The sequence below is a fragment of the Catalinimonas alkaloidigena genome (assembly GCF_029504655.1).
Classification (GTDB): Bacteria; Bacteroidota; Bacteroidia; order Cytophagales; family Cyclobacteriaceae; genus Catalinimonas; species Catalinimonas alkaloidigena.
Genome location: NZ_JAQFIL010000001.1, coordinates 4,189,368 through 4,213,976, shown reverse-complemented (window position 1 = coordinate 4,213,976; position 24,609 = coordinate 4,189,368). Strand labels below are relative to the sequence as shown.

Sequence of the window (24,609 nt, the reverse complement as noted above, 5' to 3'; positions counted from 1 at the left end):
ATTTCTTTTTGCTTGTATCACTTATAATAACCGTTAGATCAGGTATTACTGTATAAATAAACAACCTGTCATTACTGATAAGGATGCGTTAACCTACCCTTTTGTCAGCCCTCTGCTGTTTAGCCCTATCCTACGACAGTGTACAATTAGTAATATGTAGTTCTTTTCAAAGTAAGGACTAATACTCAGTATTCCCTAGCTAATTGATTTGCGAATTTTACCCTTCCGGTTTTTTTAAATTTAAAAAATACTTTACAGCATAAAAATCGCAGATTAATAAATCTTCAAAAAAGTAATAAAAGGCACATGTATTTCATTGGAATTCAACTTGTATAAATAAATATATTATAATTATACATATATAAAATTAAATTATCTATAATTTATCAATTCACGAATCTTATATGAAGAAGATAGTAATATGAATATTTCATTAATAAATATTGATAATTAAGCTCATAATATTTATTATTGTACAAAAACAAATTGATTTTGAAGTAATCTTATACAAAACACTACTTCTTAAAATTTGCAATGAATATTACATGTTATTATACTTTACTACCTCTATGATTAACGTTTTCTTACCTGGATTAAAGCAAGCAATAAGCACTTTTTATAGAAGTTTCATGCTTATTCTTTTTCCTCATGCGCTTGTCATTGCTTCACCTGTAGCTTATCACAGTTATAGGTGTTCACCCACTACCATGATAAGATTCAGTATCAAGACAAGTCCAGTAGCTCATATTTGTTTTAAATAATATTGATTGTCTTTAGTCTGATTGATTCCAGAGTTTTATAGCCGTACTGCTACTCAAATATATGTTGAGATAGGTCGGATAAAACTTTAGTCAGTTCCATATATACAAATGTCTATTAACCTATAAATGCTATAGAGTTAATAGATAATTATCTATTAATAAGCGTCAGCAAATCTTTACCTCAGCAAATACTTCAATACTACTATGTGGCCCAAAACTTCTTTGCCATCAAAATTTAACAGCCTGAATGTTCTTCTTTTATTGCTATTCATGCTTCTAAGTGCAAGCAATAGCTTTGCTCAAAAACCTAATGTAATTGTCATCTTAGCTGATGACATGGGTTTTTCAGATTTAAGTTCTTACGGCAGTGAAATTCAGACGCCTAATCTGGATGCACTTGCCGATAATGGAATCAAATTCAGGAGGTTTTATAATACCGCCAAATGCAGTCCTACGCGGGCTTCCCTGTTAACCGGTCAGTATCCTCATGCAGCCGGCATGGAAAATTTAACCACTTCCGGGAGTGGAAACTCTCCAGCTTACCTGGGCTATCTTTCTCCCGAAACGGTAACCATTGCTGAAGTATTGAAAAGCGAGGGGTATGGCACTTATATGTCAGGAAAGTGGCACGTGGGTGAAAATTCTGCCCACTGGCCAACGGAAAGAGGTTTTGATAACTACTGGGGATTAATTAGTGGAGCGAACAGCTATTATGAGCTACTTACCGAAAATGGCAGGCAAATGGCGCTGGGTTCACAATCCTGGAATCCGGCAACAGACTATACTTCGGCAGACCAGCTTCGTCACGGGCGTGATGGATTTTATATGACTGACGCTACTACAGATTTTGCTATTGATTTTTTGAACGATCACCAAAGTACCAGAACAAGTGATCCCTTTTTCCTTTATCTGTCATTTACAGCACCCCACTGGCCATTGCATGCTTACGAATCCGACATTGCAGCTTATGATGGTGTATACGATGATGGATGGGATAACATTAGAAATGCCAGGTTGCAAAACATGGTCACCAAAGGGATTATAGCACCGGGAACCCAACTTAGTGCCAGAGATGGCAAAGCCTGGAGCAGTATTTCTGACGATAATGGCTCCAATGATGATGATCTGGACAAAGCTGACTATACACGTCGTATGCAGGTATATGCTGCTCAAGTCTCCAGAATGGACCAGGCTATTGGAAAGTTAGTGCAATACCTCAAAGATAATGGGACGTATGATAATACGCTTATCATGTTTATGTCAGACAATGGTGGAAGTGCTGAGGATGTATCAGGGAGAAATAATCATGATGATAGTAAATTAATTGGGGAACAAGGCTCTTACCTGTCTTACTTGAAAGAGTGGTCCAATGCGTCCAATACACCATTCAGGAAACATAAGAACGAAACTGAAGAAGGAGGAATTGCGACTCCTCTCATAGTGCACTGGCCAGATGGCATACAAAATAATGGGATCATTACTGATCAGATAGGGCATGTCAAAGATATCATGCCAACTGTGCTTGAAGCTGCCGGCTCTACCCATGCATATCCCACAAATTATAACGGAAATATAATCAAACCTTTAGCCGGAGAAAGCTTTGCCCAGATTTTTGACGATCCGGCACAAGTTGAAGCAAGAGAGATATTCTGGGAATATAGCGGTGAGAGAGCAGTAAGACATGGAAAATGGAAAATACAATCTAACTCTGGCAATGGAAGCTGGAGTCTTTATAATATCGAGGAAGACCCTACTGAGCTCAATAACATATCCAGTAGTTATCCTGCTATTGTCAATAATCTTGCTGCACGATATGAAATTTGGGAAACCTCGGTAGGTCATCAGAGTGGTACATTACCCGATCCTTCCAATGCCCCTTCGGTGGCTAACCCGCTGCAGGACTTAGCCTTTGCTGAAGGAGGAACCTTCACTTTCCAGGTTCCTGTCAATGCATTTGCAGACGATGCGAATGACCATCTTACGTATCACGCTACACTTAGTGATGGAAGCAACTTACCTGCATGGCTCATTTTTGAACCTTTGGAGCAGATATTTACAGGAAACCCTCAGGCAGGAGAGCTGTCTGAAGCCCTAAGTATCAAGGTAAGCGCTACTGATTGGAACGGTAATACCGCTTCAGACGAATTTCTAATCAGTCAGGGTGCTTTAGAGCCGTTTGCTGGATGTTTAACGCTTTCTCCCTTAGCATGTAATGAAGTAGTTATTGAAAATACAAGCTTGCCTTATGTTTTAAATTTTGATGGGTCAACTACTGATGGCCTAGAAGATGGCAATGGAAACGTGATCGGATTTACCATGATTGATCCACCATCAGTTCCTTTATTTGCCCCTTCAGATAGCAATGTTCCCGGTTATGAGCCATCAAATTTGAGTTTAAGCTCAGGGAGCTTAACTGTTACGACTACCGCAGGGATAGCTTATCGCAATCCATCACAAAGTAATAACACTAACTCACAGGTAAACACTTTAGGCATTGGTTTACAAAGTATTTCTGAACCATTAAATGTAAAAACCACACTTATTAACCCACCGAGTGGGAGTGGAAAATCAGAGCAGGCAGGCTTGTGGTTTGGCCTGAATGAAGACAATTTCTTCAAGTTAGTCCTGGTCTCAACTTCTTCCGGTAGCGAAATTGCGTTGCGCAGAGAAGTGAATGCACTGTCCGTAAATAGTGATCAGCTTCAAGCAAGTATAGCTAATGTATCGGGCAGCACTGTAACATTAAGGTTATATATAGATCCGTTAGCTAGCACTGCGGAAGCATTTTATGCAATTGATGGTCAGGAGGAGGAGTCATTAGGTATACTTGCAGTACCCGCTTCTTTCATTAGTGGTACAGATCATGATGGAAAATTTAGTCAAAATGTCACCTTCACCGGTCTGTTTGCAACCCATAGAAACGGAACCAATGCTTTAAGTTATTCATTTGATGATTTTTCAGTAAGCTTAACAAGTGGAAATCAGGCACCAGTTACTTTAAATCCAATAGAAGGACCTGTAATCTTAGAGGAAGGAGCTGCCTTGAGCTATACATTTCCTGAGAATACTTTTGAGGATTTAGAAGATGGAAGCGGGTTAACTTACAGCGCATCATTAGCTGACGATAGCGCGTTACCATCCTGGCTAAGCTTTGATGGACTTAGTCGTACCTTTACTGCATCAGAAGGAACTACTGTTTCTGGTATATATGAAATAAAAATTACTGCTACAGATAGCGAAGCGCTTAGTAACAGTACTAACTTTATACTCAATGTTAGCAGTGGTAGCTTTACTTTGGTTGAAGAGTTTGACTATGCAGAGGGAGCGTTAGAAGCAGTGTCTCAGTGGGTACCGGGAGGTGGCAATGGTGGATCAGCTACCATCGTAGCACAGGAAGGGAAGATTCCTGACCGTTTTACTAATCAAAAAGGGGGAGAGTTCACTAGTGGAAGTGGGAATGCCGCGTTCAATTATAATACGGGAGGAGACGATAATTACTTTGATCAACCTTATCCGATCCAAAAGGATGTACCATTCTATTACGCGGTAGATTTTATGGTGGAAGATTTCAATAACCTTCCAAGTGGAAATGCCTACCGTTCATTTATTGAATTAAGTAAGGATGGTGATCTAGGCAATACCGAGTCAGTACGTCTTCGTATTCTTAATGAGGAAAACCAGCTAAAAGCTGCGGTTGCTTTAGCCAGCGGTTCCAGTTCTCCTAATGACTATACAGAGGATGCAAGTACAGGTACAGGTCATCAGTGGGTGATCAAAGCGGTATGGGATGGGAACCAGATTAATTATTCTGCTGCGCTAGACCCGCCACTAAACGAAGGAGATGTAAGCTGGAATCCGGTAGGAAGTCATTCTGCCAATAGTACGAGTCTGGAATTTGTGCGTTTATTTGCCGGTACATCAGCCAATAATGCAAGTAGCAGCGGAATATTTCAGGCCATACGTATAAGTACAGCCTATAATGAAGTCGTGAAAGCTGGGAGTAATCCACCTTTTCTGCTTAGTGCATTAACAGATCAGGGCCCTTTTGAAGCAAGTGCAGCTTTCAGTTTTAGTTTTAGCGATGTTTTTGGTGAAATAGACAGTGAGACACTTACTTACACTGCCCAATTGCAGGGAGGACAACCCCTGCCGGCCTGGCTGGGCTTCAATGCAGTAGCTAACACTTTGATTTTCAGTGCGAGTGAAGGCCTTAGTACTGAGCATACGTATCAGATTGTCATTACTGCTACAGATCAGAATAACCTTTCTGCCGCTGATGACTTTCAGTTGCAAATTTCTACAGCTCCACCCCTTACCTCCAGCCAGGTACTATATAGAGAAGTTTTTGGGAATAATAATACAGAGGTAAATCCCGGGAATAATGTTCCTGAACCAATTGACCCGCTCACAGAGGCTGGATGGAATAATTATGAAGGAGCTAATGCTCAACTGATTACACTATTTGGAAGACAAGATCCACAGCCTAAGGCAGCTATTTCAGGCTTTAATGGTAAACCTTCAAATTTAGATAATGTTAATGCCGGGGCTACCCCAGACCAGAAGCAGGGATTCTTGTTTGCTAATATTCCATCAGACCGTTGGTTTGCATATACCGAAGAGTTCAGCATAAACCTGGACAGTTATGAAAATATCCAGTTCTCCTGGCATCAGGGACATGCTTCTGCTTCAAATACTACCTACTTAGTCATCAAAGTAAATGACGTTTGGTATGTGCACAATGATGGAAAAACGAATACAGCTATCAGCAGTGCCAGTAACTTTAACACTGATGCCGAACTGAAGACTATCGCATTTTCCGCCTCCGCAGAAGATTGGAAAGTATTGGAGTTTGTAGAAGGAAGCAACTTGTCAGTAGGTGATACGCCTGCCAGCGATATCCCCCTGGGCCAGCTTTCTGCTCTTGGCCTATACTCAGCTTCAGTGAATGGCGGTCTCCGGATAGACGCTTTTCAGATAGAAGGAGAGGAAATTGAGATCACCAATATGCCCCCCTCTATCAATGAGGCTACCTTTGAAATACAGGAAGATGCGCAAGTGGGTGATTTTCTAGGTCAGGTGGAGGCCAGTGACGCCGATGAGGACGTGTTGACATTTGAAATCATTTCTGGAAATGCCGGAGATGTGTTTGCTATAGATGATGAAGGAAATATCACAGTAGCGGCTTCACTGGATTTTGATGTCAGTTCATCTTATATATTAACAGTAGAGGTCAATGACGGGACTGTTGCTGCTGAGGCTGATATTACTGTCAATATTACTGAATATGTAGCGCCTTTATCTATAAAAGTAAACTTCCAGGATGAAGCTACTACACCACCGGCAGGTTATCTCAAGGATTATGGACAGGCATTTGGTGACAGAGGAAATAATTTTTCCTATGGCTGGAAGAAAGTATCCGATGACCAACCTCATGATATTACCAGTCCGCAAAACGGTAGTGGACGAAACCGATTAGGGGGTGGGTATGCAGGTGCAACTGATCAGCAAAAGGTTGAAGGAACGCTCGTTCATGTACAGGGCAATCATATCGGGAACTGGGCGGGACAGGCAAGAGGCACCGAGGTATACTGGGAGTTGGAAATACCCAATGGCGTATATGAAGTTAAATTGGGCGCTGGAGACTACAGTACAGGACAAGACCCTGAAGTCCATACTTTCAATGTAGAAGGAACTACTATCATTTCTACTCATGTGCCTGAGGGTAGTGGTTTTGAGAGGCTGACCCACAATACATTTGTCGTAGAAGTGAATGATGGAGCCCTGACAATCAATGCATTGGGAGGTGTCAATTCCAAGATAAATTATGTAGAGATTACCGAAACTACGCAGGCTCCGTTAGTACCCGCTACATTTACCTTTGACCCCACACCATTACAGGTAGAAGTTGAAAGTGGTGAATCAACTGTCGCAAACACTTCATTGGGAGTAAGTACAGGTAATCCCTCAGTAGGCATGATCATCAATTCGTCAACTGATGGGGGATGGCTCAGCTTACCGGAAATACCCGCTGTCGGCAACATTGAATTTATAATCAGTGCAGCTTCCTTAGCCGCAGGAGATCATCTCAACAGTGAAGTAATTACCACGGCTGTAGGTTTTACACCTCTTGTGTTGGATATTAATGTGAACGTATTGTCTACGCCACCCATTGCGCTTCCCTACAGGATGAATGTGGGAGGCAGTGATTACAATAAGGAAGGTGATATATATGTAGTAGAGAATATTAACTATCTGGTAGAAAATGCCTCCACTACTGTAAGCGACAGTGAATATGAGTTGGGGGGAGGAGATGCTGACCTATATTATCCCCGTCGTTTTGGTGCAGATTTTGGCTATAACTTACCTATCGCTAATGGCACTTATACGGTAGCCTTGCATATGGCAGAAAACTTTTTTGGAGAGCCTGGAGCCAGGGTATTTGATGTATTGATAGAAGATGAAGTAAAAGTAGATGACCTGGATTTGGTGGATAGCTATGGAAAAGGTGTAGTTGCTATTGAAACCTTTACAGTAGAAGTTACTGATAATGAACTTAATATTCAGTTTATATCAACTGTTAATAATGGTATCATTCAGGCCATTGAGATCTTAGAATTACAGGAGGCAAATTCTCCGCCGGTATTTGTCAATGCGTCTTTTGAATTCAATATCTCTGAAAATGCCAATATTGCGGATGAAGTAGGGACAGTTATAGCGGAAGATTCGGATGAAGGACAAACTTTAAGCTATTCAATTAGCGCAGGAAATACTAATGAGGTATTTGCCATCAACAACCTGGGCATTATCACATTGGCTGGAGCACTGGAATTTGCCACAAACTCCCAATATACGCTAACCATAAATGTAACTGACGATGGTGAACCAACAGCCTCAGCATCTACCGATGTAATCATCAATGTAGAAGAATTTCTAACTGAAAACAGCCTTCCACTTACTTCAGATAAAACATTAGATACTGATGAAGATACAGCTTTAACATTTGAGGCTGATGATTTTCCATTCAGTGATACCGATGAAGGGGATGCGCTCATTGCTATAAAGGTAAGTCAACCCACTGCCGGGAGTTTAATTTATGACGCCAATGAAATAGTAAGCGATACTGAAATTTACTTAGCCAATATCGGTCTCCTATCTTTTATGCCGGAAGCTAATGCTAACGGAGAAGATTACACAAGCTTTAGCTTTGCGGTAAGTGATGGTAAAAGCTATAGTGAATTTAGTACCATGAGTATCAATGTGACAGCACAAAACGATGCTCCTGAAGTAGAGGTTTCGCTCGGTAACATAGCTATTCTTGTCAATGAATATACATCTTTTGAAGTGCCGCTGGAGACCTTTTCTGACATTGATGGGGATGAACTTGACTATAGTTTAGGAAGCGGAAGTCCAGAATGGGTTACCCTGGTTTTTGGAGAACTGATCATCGCAAACCCTGAGGATGAAGATCTCGGCGTCCATAATGTTGAGCTTATGGCAACCGACGAAGAAGGACTTTGGACTACAGATATCTTTACATTTACCGTAAAGAATACACTGAATGCCTACCCCACATCGGAAGATATTACGGTCACAATTGATGAAGATGAAGTTTATACCTTTGCTTCTACAGATTTTGTATTTGTTGACGAAGATGAAGGAGACGAACTGGCTGAAATAACAGTTAGTCCCGTAAGCGCAGGTAGCCTCACATTCAATGGTACTGAAATCACAGAAGAGACCGTCATCCTGCATGAAGAGATTTCTGATCTGTCATTTACCCCTGAACAAAATGCTAATGGAGATAGCTATGCTTCATTCAGCTTTAGTGTAAGTGATGGCAAAAATTATAGTGATGCTGCTTATACCTTCACCTTTAACCTCACTGAGGTATATGATGCTCCGGTGGTAGTCAATATGATTCCGGATCAGTCAGCTACCGCGGGTACATTGTTTGAGTACATCATAGCAGAGAATACATTTGCAGACGCGGACGGAGAGTTTACTTTAACAGCCAGCTTAGAAGACGATACTGCCCTTCCAGTCTGGCTTACTTTTGTTGAAGGTACCTTCAATGGTACTCCTGCAGAAGTGGGTATATGGATGGTTAAAGTGACAGCCAGTGATGGCATTGAAGTAGTAAGTGATGTATTTGAGTTAGCAGTAATAGAAGAAGTGGAAGCCTGTAGCCCTATCAGTACATTAGCTTGTGAAGACATAGCTGTTACTCTACCGCTGAACCTGGATTTTGGTGCGGATGCGGGTCAATTACTTGATGGAAATGGAACAGGTACTGGTTTTACCATGGTACTTGAGCATTCAGAAGCCAGAAGAGATGGAGATCTTGCTATCAGTAATCCCGAAGTAAATGGCTACGAGCCTGCTTTGTTGACAGTAAATACGACAAGTGGACAGCTAGACATTTTGTCTCAGGCAGGGATCGCCTACTTAGATCCTCCTGCCAGTTCCAACAATAATAATCAGGTCAACACGCTGGGAGTAGGTTTGCAGAACCTGCTAGGCACCTTCCGTATCAGTACCAGCCTGAAAGGGATTACTACGGGTACAGGCTCAGCGCAGGCAGGACTTTGGTTTGGCATTGACGAAGATAATTTCGCTAAACTGGTAATAACAGATGATGATATAGAATTAAGAGTTGAGCGGGAAGGAGCATCCGGAAACAATCTACCTGATCAAATCAAGGCTAATGCTACCGGTGCATCCGGTGCTGATGTGCTATTGGAACTGGAAGCAGATCCAGTTACCAATGCGGTTACTGCATTTTATACCATAAATGAAGGAACAAGAACTGAGCTGGGAACACTTACAGTGCCTACGAATTTCTTTAATGGCCGTACCCTATATGAAGGCAGTGAACTCAGCTTTGCTGGTATATTTGCCACCCACAGAAATGGCACCCAATTTACTGCCAGTTTTGACGAATTTAGTGTTGAGTCACTCATGGAGCCCGTGCTGACCTTTACGCCCAAAACACTGGAATTTAGTGTTGAAGAAGGAGGCTTAACCTCGGCTTTAGCGTCCACCTTAGTAGCGAGTGAGGGCGATCCGCTCATTACGCTTAGTGAAGACCCCGAAGCAAACTGGCTGATACTGCCCGAGAACACCAGTATAGGAAACTTAAGCTTCGGAATAGATGCGGAAGGCTTAGTGCCTGATGTTTATACTACCTCAGTATTCGCTATCGCTGAGGGCTATGTGTCTGCAGAATTAATCGTGACTTTGGAAGTAACTGAATCTGCCACTGAACCTTTGGTAATTCAGGTCAACTTCCAGGATGAGGCAAGCACTCCTCCTCCGGGATACCTGAAAGATGATGGGCAACCCTATGGTATGAAAGTGACTCCTGAAGGTTATGATTACGGTTGGTTGACTGTTGATGGTCAAAGCGGTCTGGATCTGACAGCTAACGGTCGGAATCGTGATCGTGTCGGCATAGATTTATTACTGAATACCATCATCCACATGCAGTACGGGCATACCGGAGGGGGCAATGGAAACCTTACTGAAGGTATCTGGGAAATAGGCGTGCCCAATGGTGAATACCAGGTAACCGTTACAGTGGGGGATGAGCCAGGGGGCAATAACGCATATGATAGCCAGCATTCCATCAATGTGGAAGGGGTTAGTGCAATAAGCCAGTTTCAGGGTGCATCAGCCAAAGAGTATGAAACGGCTACAGTTGTGGTCAATGTTCAGGATAGTGCATTGACCTTAGATGCTGCAGGAGGTACCAACACCAAAATAAACTCAGTGCTGATAGAATCTTTGAGCGCTGGTTCACTGCTTCCCCGTGTACTCAGTGTCATACCTGCGGATGGCTCAACCAATATCGCACTCAACACCAATATTTCTGCAAATGATTTATATCTGCCCAATGCTAACGAAATAGGCAACTATGGGGTGGATAATAACTCTATAACAAACAGTACAGTCAAACTCTTTAAGGATGCTGACAATACTGAAATACCAAGCAACGTAGGAGGAACCGGCGGAGGTGATGCAATTAACCTAACACCGGCCATTCCATTGGAAGCGAATACTACTTATAGGTTTGAGATCGATGGGGTAACTGATTTGACAGGTATAGCCTTTGAAGCTTTCTCCTCTACCTTTACTACCGGGTCCGGTAGCTCAGTGGGCGCTGGAGATCTTGATCAGGTAGCTTTTACCAAAGCAGGAACAGTGGCTTCAGGAGCTGGTTACACCTCACTTACCATAGGTCCGGATGGTAAATTCTATGGATTGGCTATTGGTGGAGAAGTCCATCGCTGGATCATTGAGGCGGACGGAACATTATCCAATAAAGAAACCTTTGATGTGTTGATTCAAAAATACGGAGCCAGGTCAGCAGTTGGCTTTACATTTGATCCGGATGCAACCGCTGAAAATCTGATCGCTTATATTTCTCATTGTTCCGGTGGACTTAATAACGCTCCCGAATGGGATGGGAAAATATCCAGACTGAGTGGGCTAAACCTTGAAACAGAAGAGCTGATTGTAACCAACTTACCTCGTTCTAAAAAGGATCACCTCACCAATAGTATTGCCTTCCGGCCCGGAGAACCTAATGTGCTGTATTTCAATCAGGGAAGCAACAGTGCCGGTGGCGCGCCTGATAATGCATGGGGCAATCGCCTGGAAAGGCTTCTATCTGCGGCAGTATTGAGGCTTGATCTGGATAAACTTCCTTCCTCTGAATGGCCACTTGACGCTATGACAACTATGAATGCTCAGGCGATCAACAGCGTGGATGTGAGCTCTCCTTCCCTAGATGGAATGTATAATCCTTACCATACAGATGCTCCTCTCACACTTTACGCAACAGGTGTTCGTAATGCCTATGACCTGGTATGGCATAGCAACGGTCAGCTATACGTACCTACGAACGGTACTGCTGCCGGAGCAAACTCTCCTGCTTCCATAGAGGGAACACGTCGCCCGGACGGCACTTTCTATGACCATAATATTTATCCTCAGATTCCTGCCGTTAATGGTAATAAAGTCCAGCGTGACTGGCTGTTTAGAATAGACCCTAATGCTTCTATTGGGTACTATGGTCACCCCAACCCATTGCGTGGAGAGTTTGTGTTGAACAGGGGGGACGCTGACACTGATGATGCGGTATATAATGGAGTATTACCTGATCCAAATTATCGTGGCGCAGCCTTTGACTTTGAGTTTAACAAATCACCCAATGGTGTAATTGAGTACAAAAGCAATGCTGAGAATGGTAATCTGACAGGTAGTTTGTTGGTAGTGCGTTATAGTGGAGGTAGTGATATCATAGCATTGGTTCCTGACGGTACGAATGGTGATATAGGTACCTCTAAAGCAGGTATCCCCGGTTTTACCAATTTAAGTGGCCCTCTGGACCTGGTGGAAGACGTAAATACTGGAAATATCTATGTGTCCGAATATGGTGCCAATAAAATCACACTGATCAGGCCAAGCAATCAGGCTGCCCCTAAACCGGTAATCGCTCTAAGTCCTGAAAAGATTGTGACAGATGGTATTACAGGCAGTGGAGCAGGAGAAAATTATACCGTATTTATTTCAAACAACGGAAATGCTGAACTCAACGATATCAGCGTAAATCTGACAGGTGCAGATGCATCGGAGTTTACGATAGATCAAAGTAGCTTGCCTAACGCGCTGGCTGCGGGAGCCTCTGCTAGTATAAAAGTGGCATTTAACCCAGACAGTAACGGACCCAAGTTTGCAAGTATAGAAGTAAGTGGGACAGATGCTGAAAGCAAGCAAACAAGCCTAAGTGGCTTAGGTAAGCAAGGCACAGGCGGAAGCAATGAGCCTTCCTTGCAGTGGATACTGGATACTTATGGCATAGCAGTGAACGCAGGAGACCAGAACCCGGCTACTAACCTGATCAACTTAGCCAATGGCTTGACTTATAACAGTTTACTGGGAGATGAAGTAAGCATACAGAAGTTTGAGCGCGCTTCAGATGCGCCGGTCACACTGGAGGTTTTGTCTGTGTATGGACCTGAAAGTAGTAATCCGATTGTTGGGTTCGGCTGGTACCAAGCCGGTCTGGCCAATGCATTGAACGAACTTTTCACTGTACAGAATACTGTTTCTGGCAACGGACAAACATTAACCCCCAACCTAAATGGCAGCCTGACATTTGATCCGGGATTAGAAGCGTTCGGTTTCTATAACTACTGGCCGTTTTTCAACAATAGAACGTTATACAGTGAAGATGCGCTTAATACTTTTAGCGGTGCTATTCCTCACCATATCAGAGTATATCCTTTGCCGGGAGAGGCCAATGCTTATGTCATTGCTACAGAGGAGCATGTTTCAGGATTTGATTATCAGGATATAGTAGTCATTGCCCGCAATATCAGACCGGCAGACTCCACTCCTCCTGTAGCTGAAGCAATCAGGATAAATGCAGGGGGAACGCTAGCCTATACAGACAGCCAGAGTAATACATGGCAACTGGATGGACAATACCTGACAGGCTCATCAGAAATCTCTTCCAAAACTTTTGATGTACAGGGTACTGAAGAGGACCTTCTCTTCTTAGAATACAGGTTTGCACAGGCGGGAACAGATGGTGTTGGTCTGCCTTTCGGCTATCAGATGCCTGTAGAGTCCACTGAACCAGTGACAGTCAATCTCTATTTTGTTGAGCCTTTCTTTGGTGTGCCAGGAACGAGTGGTGCGAATCAGGGAGGGACTGGTAACAGAGTGTTTAGCGTGAACATTGAAGGTGGACAGGGTACATTAACTGACTTTGATATGAATGCAGAGGTGGTAACTCCGGGAACAGCTATCATCCGCACTTTTGAGAATATCACTGTAACGGATGGTAGTTTGAACATTGATTTCACCTCAAGTGTAAACAATGCTATCATCTCAGCAATAGAAGTTATAGGCGCGGATGATAAGCCGGTACTGGCTTGTTCGCCTATCAGTACGCTGGCATGTGAAGAAATCATTCAGACTTTGCCCTTTGTATTGAATTTTACAGGAGCAGAGGGTGGTATTGAGAATACCGGATTTACAATGGTAGATCCCCCTTCAGCCAGGTTGTCAGCGGATGGTACCATTAGTAACCCACAGGTACCTGGTTTTGATCCAGCACGCCTCAGTCTTTCTTCAGGTACTCTTCAGATAGATGCTGCTAAAGGCTTAGCCTTTGCCCGAAATGGAAGTGGAGAAGGGTTTAGCGATGAAGTGAATTCCCAAATCAATACGATGGGAGTGGGTTTCAATGCAAACGCAGGTAGTTTTAGCCTACAGACTACAATTATAAATCCTTATTCAGATGCTTCCAATAACTTTGAACAGGCAGGCTTATGGTTTGGCTTGGATGAGGACAATTATGTGAAATTAGTGGTGCGTAATGCCGGCATCATAGAATTACGTGCTGAAGAAAACGGGCTTACGCCGGATGCGACTCAGATTATGCTGGAAGACCTTGACGTTATTCATAATAGTAACGTAACCCTACGCTTGCTCATTAATCCTGCGGAACTGACGCTTACCGCTTTCTATGCGCTCAATGATGGAAGAGAGGTGGAAATGGGTACCATGCCGCTATACGCCAGCCTGATCAATGGGGCAAATGTAGATGGACAGGAAGTAAGCTTCGGAGGGGTGTTTGCTTCCAAACGTAGAGAAAACGCGAATGTACCGGTTGTCTACAGTTTTGAAGATTTTAGCATCACCCCTGAAGAGATCACTGAACCATTCTTCACTGGGGTAAACCCCGCTGATGGAGCTACCGGTGTAGCGCTGAACAGCTTCCAGATTGTCGTAGGCTTATTAACGCCTGACGGATACGAACTGGATAAGGCTACGCTAAGTGGTAATGTAAAATTGATTAAAGATAACGGGCCAAACGATCAGGTAGAAGTGCCTGCCAACGTGAATGATACCGGAGGGGGAGATGCCATTATCCTTACGCCAATAGATCGTCTGGACCCGCTTTCAGAGTACATTTTCCGTGTAGACGGGGTGGAAGCTAACCTCATCGGCGACCTGAATGATCGTATGAGCTTTACGCCTTTTGAGTCACGCTTCACTACCGGTACGGACGATGATACAAACCCAACTGCTGACCTGGCAGGGGTAAGTTTTACCCAGGTGAAAGGAGCAGCTTTAGGAGAAGGCATAGAAGATCGCTTCTCCAGCCTAGTGATCGGGCCTGATGGTAAACTTTATGGCAGTACTACCAGCGAAGTGATCAAACGGTGGGACATTAATGCGGATGGTTCTCTTTCTAATCTGCAGATTCTTACTCCTGAGCTGAATGGTGCTCCTCACCCTAGCGATGGTGCCCGTGACAATAATAATCGCTTAATCATCGGCCTGACCTTCGCGCCTGAAGCAACTGCCGATAACCTGATCGCCTATGTAACCCATAGTGCTCTAACCTTATCCGATGGCCCTGAGTGGGATGGTATGATCAGCCAGTTGAGTGGTCCTGACCTTGCTACGGTGAAGGATGTTGTAATTCATCTTCCCCGCTCTCTCAAAGATCACCTCACCAATAGTATTATCTTTGGTCCTGACGGAGATATCTATTTGAGCCAGGGAAGTAATACAGCGGGTGGTAAACCTGATGCTGCCTGGGGTTTCCGTCCAGAACGCTTACTGGCTGGTGCGGTTCTTAAACTGGATTTGGATCTGCTGGATGAAAATAGCTGGCCGTTAGATGCTTATACTACGGATAACATCAGTGTAATCAATAATGCACCTGCCAATAGCATAAGGATGACGGATGGTACGTATAACCCCTATGCCACCAGTTCTCCATTGACTATATTCTCTACCGGAGTAAGAAATGCCTATGACCTCGTATGGCATACCAATGGTTGGTTATATGTGCCTACCAATGGAACGGCTGGGAATAATAGCAGCTCACCCAATACACCTGCTTCGGCAGATTATGCTCCGGTACGCCGTCCTGATGGCACGCTCTTTACCGATACCTCTATTCCGGGAGTGAATGGTGGAGAAACGCAGAAAGACTGGCTGTTTAAATCTTTCAAAGGAAGCTATCATGGACATCCCAACCCACTGCGCGGGGAGTTTGTTCTCAACCATGGTGGCATATCGTATAGCGGATTGCCCGGACAGCAGGAAAGCGCTTACACCGACGTAGCTAAATATCCTAATGATTTGGGTCCTGACCCTGACTATGTAGAACCCGCATTTGACTTTGGGAAGAACAAATCCCCTAACGGAGCGATAGAGTACAAGAGTAACGCATTCGGAGGGGCGATGAAAGGTTTATTATTGGTAACCCGCTTTAGCGGACAGGATGATATCATTGTGTTACAGCCAGGTAATAATAGTGGTGATGTGATAGAGGCCTACGAAGATGTGCCGGGCTTACAAGGTTTAGATGATCCTCTGGAGATTGTAGAAGATATTAATACCGGTAATATCTACATGGCTCAGTATGACAGAGATGGTAGTGTAAACCAACAATTGGTGCTCTTACGTGCGGATGATCAGGCTAGCCCGGTAGCGCAGCTGGCAGTAGAGCCTGGTGAACTTGTCTTTGAGACTACAGTCAATAACGAAGGCAATCAAACCGATGAGCAGGAGCTGACTGTGACCAATCAGGGTACTGCTGAGCTATCAATCAATAGTATCAGCATAGGTGGAGCTTTCGCCAGTCAGTTTAGCTTGAGTGGCGCAGGATCAATTACATTACAACCTGGTGAATCCACAGTCTATACACTTACTTATCAGCCTGATCTTAATCAGAACGATTTGGGCTATCAGGAAGCCAGCCTGATACTGGAAAGTAATGATGGTGAGAGTGAAAGTATCAATGTAGGATTGCATGCTTTGAAAAAGTCTGGTTTTGAAGGAAATCAGGAACCGCCTTTACAGGCAGTTGTAGATGCATTAGGAATTGGTATTAATGTCGGTTGGACAAGCCTTTCCAATGGTACTGCTCCTGCTCCTGAAGGTGAAGAAGTGATCGCTCCACTGTTTGTAAAAGCCGGGGCAGGAAATATTTCTATAGAACCAGTAGGACGTTATTCTCCTGCCGAAGAGCTTCCTTTTGGCTGGTATACCAATATAGAAGGTTCTGTCACTACGCATGAAGTGGGAATTCTGGCAGATGGAATAGATGAAGCACAAACGCTTTATCCTGCGGTAAGCAGCGGCTCTACTGAGTTTAATCCGCAGGGTGCTTACTTCGGAATATTTGTTGAGTCTAATTCATTTGGTAGGTTTAACTACACTGAAGATGCGATCAACACGGGTGGAGTAGCGCATCGTACCCGTATTTATCCTGTGAAGGATAGAGATGGAAATGTGGAAGCCAACAGCTATCTGGTATGTTTTGAGGATGCCACTAATGGGGACTATCAGGATTATATGTTCGTGCTGAGTAATGTAAAGCCTTACGAAGAAGGTTCGTTGCTTCTGACCCTGAACCCTGCTTCACTGAACTTTATAGTAGGTACGGGAGGAGAGGCTCTGGCCCAGACAGTTACCCTTAGTGCCAATAGTGGCATTGCGGGAGATAATGTAAACTTAACGGCTTCAGAAAGCTGGGTGGTATTGCCAGATGAAGTTATAGTAGGCTCACCGATGGCATTTAATGTAAACGTGGCGGACTTAGCTGAGGGCAATTATACAGCAACTGTTACTGCTTCTTCACCGGGTTATGTGGGTGCTGGTATGGACATCAACCTGTCAGTAAGGGATGAAATTGTCTGGACTTATCAGTTCAACTTCCAGGATGGCTCAGTGAGTTCTCCTGAAGGGTATGTTGATGATACCGGACTGCCTTTCGGTACAAAAACCGTAGGTGGAGAATCTCTGTCTTTCGGTTGGGTTGAAGCGGGTACCACCACGCCTGCCGATGCTACAGCCAATACCAGAAACAGAGGTGTGAGTGGTGTGGGTGGGTTAGAAAATACCCTGAATATTATTAATCATCAGAATTCACCTTTGCAGTACCCTCCTCGTGACTGGATGATAGAACTGCCCAACGGACTCTACTACGTAAATGTGAGTGTAGGTGATCCGGGTACAGATGATGATAGTAATCATGAGGTAGAAGTAAATGGGGTGACCATCGTAACTTTTGACGAAGCAGTGAATGGCCCCTTAGGCACCCATACTGCAGAAGGTACAGAAATCGTTGAAGTGACCGATGGGATACTAATACTAACGCAAGGGACAGGAGGAAGTAATACCAAAGTTAATTATGTGAGGCTCTCTCCTGTGGATGGAAGTACCTTGCCTCCTTCTATCTTCGCGGAACTTGAAGGGAATGCTTTTGCTGAAAATGTGTACAGAGGAAGGGTAAGCATTAGCCTTCAGGCAGCAGATAACAGTAATAGCGGTGGTATCGCCAGCCTGACTTACGAGCTGGATAGCCAGGGAGTGCAAACCTATAACGAAGCGATTGTGGTAGATGAAGTGGGTGAGCATACTTTGGTAGTTGTCGCAGAAGATAACAATGGAAATGTAACAGAGGAAATATTCAGCCTTACAGTTGAAGCGGCAAGCGGTGCGCTCCTGGCGATTGAAAACATGACGAAAGTGCCGGGTACTGATCGTGGTTTTCCCGCAGACGATTACTATACTTTCCATCGTTTGGGTAGTCCCGGCCAGGCACTGGTCCATGACGCTAACGTCATGAGGGTGCACAATACCGGTACTGCTGCATTAGTTATTTCAGACATCATAATTCCTGATATTACAGAGTTTGTCTTTGAGATTCTGCCGGAGGGAGAGGCTCCGACAGCACTGCCAATTACTATTGCGCCCGGAGAGTCACGCGATATCAATCTGACTTTCATTGGAACAACAGGTACCGGCAGTAATGGAATCTTCACGCAGCCCATCTCATTCACCACGAATGCTGATAATGCACAGGATGTGAGTGCTACCCTTCATGGTGCATACTCACCTCAGCCTGAAGGAGGGGATGAAATCAATGCACAAAAAGTATTTGATGCTTTCGGTTTCCAGACTAGCATGCTAAGTTATGTTAATGATGAAGGAGAAGTGACAGCCACACCTACTACCAACCCTAGTTCAAATTTTCCTTTGCCAGCTAACATAGATGGTGGATACGAAGGAGATTTGATACTTTCTTCTACGTTTGTACAGGCAGACCCTGAGCAGCCAGTGATAGGGATACAGTTGTCCGCTTTGCATGGTGGGCCGGGATCAAATGGCGCTAAACTTGTTGAAGTGAATGGTTCAGGTACTGTTGGAGGGATAAACTTCAATCACAATCAGTTCTGGTACCAAACGCTACTTCCTCGCAAAGCAGATAATAGTGGTAACATTAATTTTGATGCAGCCAATACTATCAATCAGCCTTTCCGCATCAATGTTTCAGGAGAGACTACCTCAGGAAAGAATGGCGGCTCATTGTTGGGAGTGAGGGTATATAGAGTGATAGACCATAATGGCAATGTAATCCCTAATGAATATATTGTATTGCAGGATTTCATCGGAAATGGATGCGGCGCAGGCTCTGCAAACTGCGACTGGAATGATAATACCTTTTACTTTATCAATATACGTCCGGAAGCGGTACCATTCGCTTTGCCTATTGATGATGCTGTAGCCACAGCGAATCAACCTTTTACTTTTGATCTCTCAGGATTCTTTAACAATGGTTATCCTGGAAACAAGATCCTGTATACTGCTAACATCAGCCAGACCCTGGAGGCTCTGCCTGATTGGCTGGTGCTTGATGAGAATACAGGGGTGCTGAGTGGAACACCTCCATTTAACGCTAAATCAAGCTATGAAATAGCCGTAACGATCACCGATTACAACGGTTTGGATGCAAGTGAAACCTTCACGCTTAACGTAGAAGGGGCAGTGCCTCAGTTGCTTGCTTCAACCCCTGAAAGTGTAGACTATGGCATCATTGAGACTGAGACCAGCAGTAGCGAGACAATCAGTATTGCCAATATTGGTGAAGCAGGCTATCCTACTGTGAATATTTCTTCCTTGCAAATCACAGGTGAAGATGCGGCTGACTTTGAAATTGAACAGACAGGCATAGATACACAGCTTGCCAGTGGTGAGTCTGCCAGCATTACTGTAAACTTTGTGCCTATGACTTCGGGGGATAAAGAGGCTACGCTGGTAGTGAATAATGATTACTCAGAAAAGCCACTGCTGATACCCCTTACGGGTGTGGCTAATCTCGTACCTGTGGCTGTTGCTCAGAACCTGACTACTGAGGAAGATACACCACTAAATATTGCTTTGAGTGGAACGGACGCTGATGACAATGAGCTAAGCTACACTATTATTGATGTTCCGTCTTTTGGAACTTTAAGCGGCGAAGCCCCTAACCTTACCTATACACCAGATGCAGAACTTAACGATGAATCTGAAAGTGGGTCGGATAGCTTTACCTTCCAGGTGAATGATGGGTATGAAAGTTCTGCACCGGCTACGATCACGATTTCAGTGACGCCGGTGAATGACGAGCCTTTCTTTGACCTGTCAGCCAATGCTACCACCAATACTAGTCTGGAGGAGCAAACAGTCTTTGGCTGGGCCTTCAACATTGATGATGGTGACAGTGAGGTAGAACAGGCCTTAAGTTTTGATCTGGAGACAAACGCTCCTGAATTGTTTACTTCTACAGGTCAACCTGTGGTAAATGTGGAAACCGGAGATCTGATTTATACACCTGTCACCAATTTAAGCGGTACAGCTCAGCTCGTGTTGACGCTAAATGATGGACAGGCTGTGAACAATACATTCAGCCGTAACTTCAGTATCAATGTTAATCCTGGTGGAGGGCCGATAGATGCTGACGGTGATGGCTTTACCAATGATGTAGATTGTAATGATGGAAACGCTGATATCTACCCCGGAGCTCCTGAAATTTGTGATGGCGTGGATAATAACTGTAATGGAGTGATAGACGAAGGTTGCGGTGCTGACCTGACTGCTATCCGCATCAATACTGGTGGTCCTGCGATTACGATGGATGGCAAGGAATTTCAGGCTGATCAATACTTCGCTGGAAGCAATAAAACTTCCAGTAGAACAGATCTGACTAACCTGAATGGAACAGTGTATCAGACAGAAAGAAGTGCTGACAGTAATAATGGAAGCTTCTCATATGCTATTCCTGTAGCAGGGGAGTCTAACCAGTATCAGATAGCGCTGCATATGGCTGAAATTTGGTTCGGTACCCCTGGCGGTGCTCCTATTGGAGGTGGCAGCCCTCGCCTCTTTGACGTATTCATTGAAGGGGAAAAAGTGCTTGATAACTATAATATATATGCCGAGGCGGGTAATGCTTCAGCTACCGGAGTCGTTTTTGCACTTCAAAACCCTGTTACCGTAAATGATGGGGTACTCAATATCTTCTTTACATCAGCGACAGGTGAAGGAGGTACAAACCGTCCAAGTATCGGTGGTATTGAGGTGATAGAGTATGTAGAACCCAATGAGGCTCCTACCGCGGTGGCTAGTGCAGATCCGACTACGGGATTTGCAGACTTAAGCGTTACGCTTGATGGTAGTGCTTCCAGCGATACGGATGGAGAGATCGTAAACTACAACTGGAGCGAAGGTGGAACGGTGCTGTACAATGGTACCAATGCTGTCACCCAGGTAGAACTGGGGGTAGGAGTACATGTGCTTACCTTAACAGTCACCGACGATGATGGAGCTATTGCCACTGATGAAGTGACCATTACCGTAGAGGAAGCCCCCGATGTGTTCTCAGCCATCCGAATCAACGCTGGGGGTGGGCAGATAAACGCTTTCGGAGAAACTTTTGTGGCCGATCAGTATTTTAATGGCAATGGTAAATCTTATGCAAATACCAATATCACCAGCATTGCGGGTACCAGCTTTGATGAACTATATCTGACAGAACGCAGCACCCTCCAGAATTTGCAAAGCTTCGCCTATAATATTCCCGTAACAACAGGTACCTATTTAGTGCGACTGCATTTTGCGGAGATATACTTTGGGGCTACCAGCGGTGGTGCCGGAGGTGCTGGCAAGCGGATATTTAGTGTAAGTGCGGAAGGAAATGCAATTCCGGGACTTAGCAACTATGATATTATTGCAGATGTAGGAAGCATGACTGCAGTGGTAAAAGAGGTAGAAATACAAGTAAGCGATGGTACCTTGAACCTGAACTTCTCTGCTTCAGTAAATCAGCCAAAATTATCAGCGATTGAAGTGCTCGGATTAACTGCCAGCAATGAGTTACCAGTAGCCTCAGCAGGTACTGATCAGGAAGTAGTAGCAGGGCAAAGCGGCCTGGCACAGGTAGAGTTGAATGGCAATGGTTCTTTTGATGATGATGGCACCATTGAGAGTTATGTGTGGTCAGAAGGTGGCGTTCAGCTTGCTACGGGAGTGAACCCTAAAGTAAACCTAGCGGTGGGTATCCATACTTTACAGCTTACTGTTACTGATAACGATGGAAGTACGGCAAGCGATGTAGTGGTGATCACTGTAGAAGAAGCACCGGAAGAGACCAGTGCCTTACGCATCAATGCGGGCGGGCCGAGTCTGAACCTAAATGGAGATAGTTTTACGGCGGATGCGAGTATCAATCCTGCGTATCACAATAGTGACCATACTTATCAGAACACAAGTTTGAATGCTCCTGCGCTTTATCAGACAGAGAGGGGATCTGAGACAAATGGCGGTATACTCAGCTACAATATACCTGTGCCAAACGGTACTTATACCATCCGTACGCATCATGCTGAGCTATACTATGGTTATAATGGTCCCACAGCACAGGCAGGACAGCGAGTATTTGATATCTTCGTGGAAGGTAATCTGGTTCAAAATGATCTGGATCTGTTTGCCGAAGGTGTAGGACCCGGTGCCGCACAGCAGAAGTACTTAGTACTGGAGTTTGAAGATATTGAAGTAACAGATGGCGTGCTGACCATGCTGATGGATGCTTCAGTCAATAGACCTACAGTTGCAGCGATAGAAGTAATAGGGTTGACAGTAAGCAATGAATTGCCGTTCGCTTCAGCAGGTTCTAACCAGGAGGCGGTAGCAGGACAGAGTGGATTTGCTACAATACAACTGGATGGTAGTGCTTCGTCAGACAGTGATGGAATCATTGAGAGTTACGTCTGGACAGAGGGTGGTATACAAATCGCTACTGGAATTAACCCTACCGTTGATCTGCCGGCGGGAATACATACCTTACTGCTGACAGTCACAGATGATGATGGAGGTACGGCAACCGATGTGGTGGTCGTTAGCGTGGAAGAATCACCCGGATGTGGACCGCTTCCTGCGGACTGGACAGCTACCTATATTGGAGGTGGAAACAGCAGCGGAGAAGCATGTTATTCGGCTGGCGAATTTGAGATCACTGCATCCGGCAGTGACATCTGGGGTACTTCTGACGAGTTCAGGTACGTGTACCAGCCTCTGGCGTGCGATGGAGAAATCATAGTACAGCTAAGTGAGTTGGAAGGAGTAGACAGCTGGGCCAAAGCAGGCGTGATGATCAGAGAAAGCACTGCTGCCAACGCTAAGCATGCCATGATAGTTGTAACCCCCGGGCAGGGCATAAACTTTCAGTATAGAGTCAATACCGGGGGCAACATGTCTTTCTCCAATACTCCTGGCAGTGCTCCAGAATGGTTGCGCATCGTAAGAGAAGGGTCGGTCTTCACGGGTTACTATCGTGAAAGCACTTCTCAGCAGTGGACAGAATTAGGCAGTATTGAAATTAGCATGGGCAGCAATGTATTGATTGGTATGGCATTGACAGCGCATGATAACAATGCAGTAGCTTCAGCGCAATTCTCAAATATTGAAGTGAATACCCTTTGCGATGAGCCTTCGGCTTTAACACCTGAAGAGGTATGGCTGGAAGCTGAATGCGCAAATGAATTGGGTAATCAGTGGAGTGTGGTAGCTGATGATATAGCCTCCGGAGATGCTTATGTAGTGAAGCTTTCAGGAAGTAGTTTAGCTGCCGCTCCTGAAGGTCAAACGGCTATCCTAAAATACAACTTTAGTGTACAGCAGACCGGAGCTTACTATCTGTTTGCCAGGGTGAAAGCTACTTCCTTTGTGAATGATTCCTTCTGGGTGAGAGTGAATGGAGGTAACTGGATTCAATGGTGGCAGGGTATGACGATCAGTAATAATTTTGCATGGAATGAAGTGGCAGGTGCTCCATTCAACCTAAACAGCGGAGATAATACGATTGAATTCGCTTACCGTGAAGATGGTACTCAGCTAGACAAACTTCACCTTAATACCAGTGGTGTACAGCCCGGTGGACTTGGTGGAGCAGCTACCAATGCATGTTTTGCAAATGAGGTGGCCGCGCTGAAACTAGCTGAGGGTGACAAAGGACTGGTTCTGACCGAAGCTGACCTCAGGGAGCAAATAGATGAAATACCAATTATGGTAGGTACTTATCCTAACCCGTTTATGGACTATATGACTGTTGAGTTTAACCAGGCGCTGCAGGGAGAAGTAAGTATAATGATTTCAAGCATGACAGGCTCAATCATCATGGATGAGAAAATAATGATGAATGGTGAGACAGCTATTGCTTTAGACTTGTCCACATTAGCAAGTGAAGCTTATATTTTGAGAATATCACACGATCAGTTTGTGGTGGACAGGAAAATCATGAAGCAGTAAAGAAAGTAGATTGGTAATTTAGAAAGTAGCTATTACGCTGTAGTAGCTATTTTTTTTTACCTGGTTCTAAATACTATTATTCAAGACAATTGTAATACCATCAGCGGTCATTAAAGAAAAGCTTAAAAAATGAAAAGAATTTGATAAATATGAGTGTAATTGAAACAATAGCAGGCTACAATTGAGTTGC

1 protein-coding gene is annotated in these 24,609 nt (G+C 44.3%); it reads left to right on the top strand.

Annotation, left to right across the window (positions count from 1 at the left end; all coding sequences use genetic code 11):
- Positions 1-1,031 precede the first annotated feature (1,031 nt).
- Entirely contained in the window at positions 1,032-24,419 is a 23,388-nt protein-coding gene (locus OKW21_RS17125; RefSeq protein WP_277481372.1) for a malectin domain-containing carbohydrate-binding protein, read from the top strand.
- The last annotated feature ends 190 nt before the right edge of the window (positions 24,420-24,609 follow it).

Coding starts and splice junctions, on each gene's coding strand:
- OKW21_RS17125 (WP_277481372.1), top strand. CDS start 1,032: ATGCTTCTAAGTGCAAGCAATAGCTTTGCTCAAAAACCTAATGTAATT.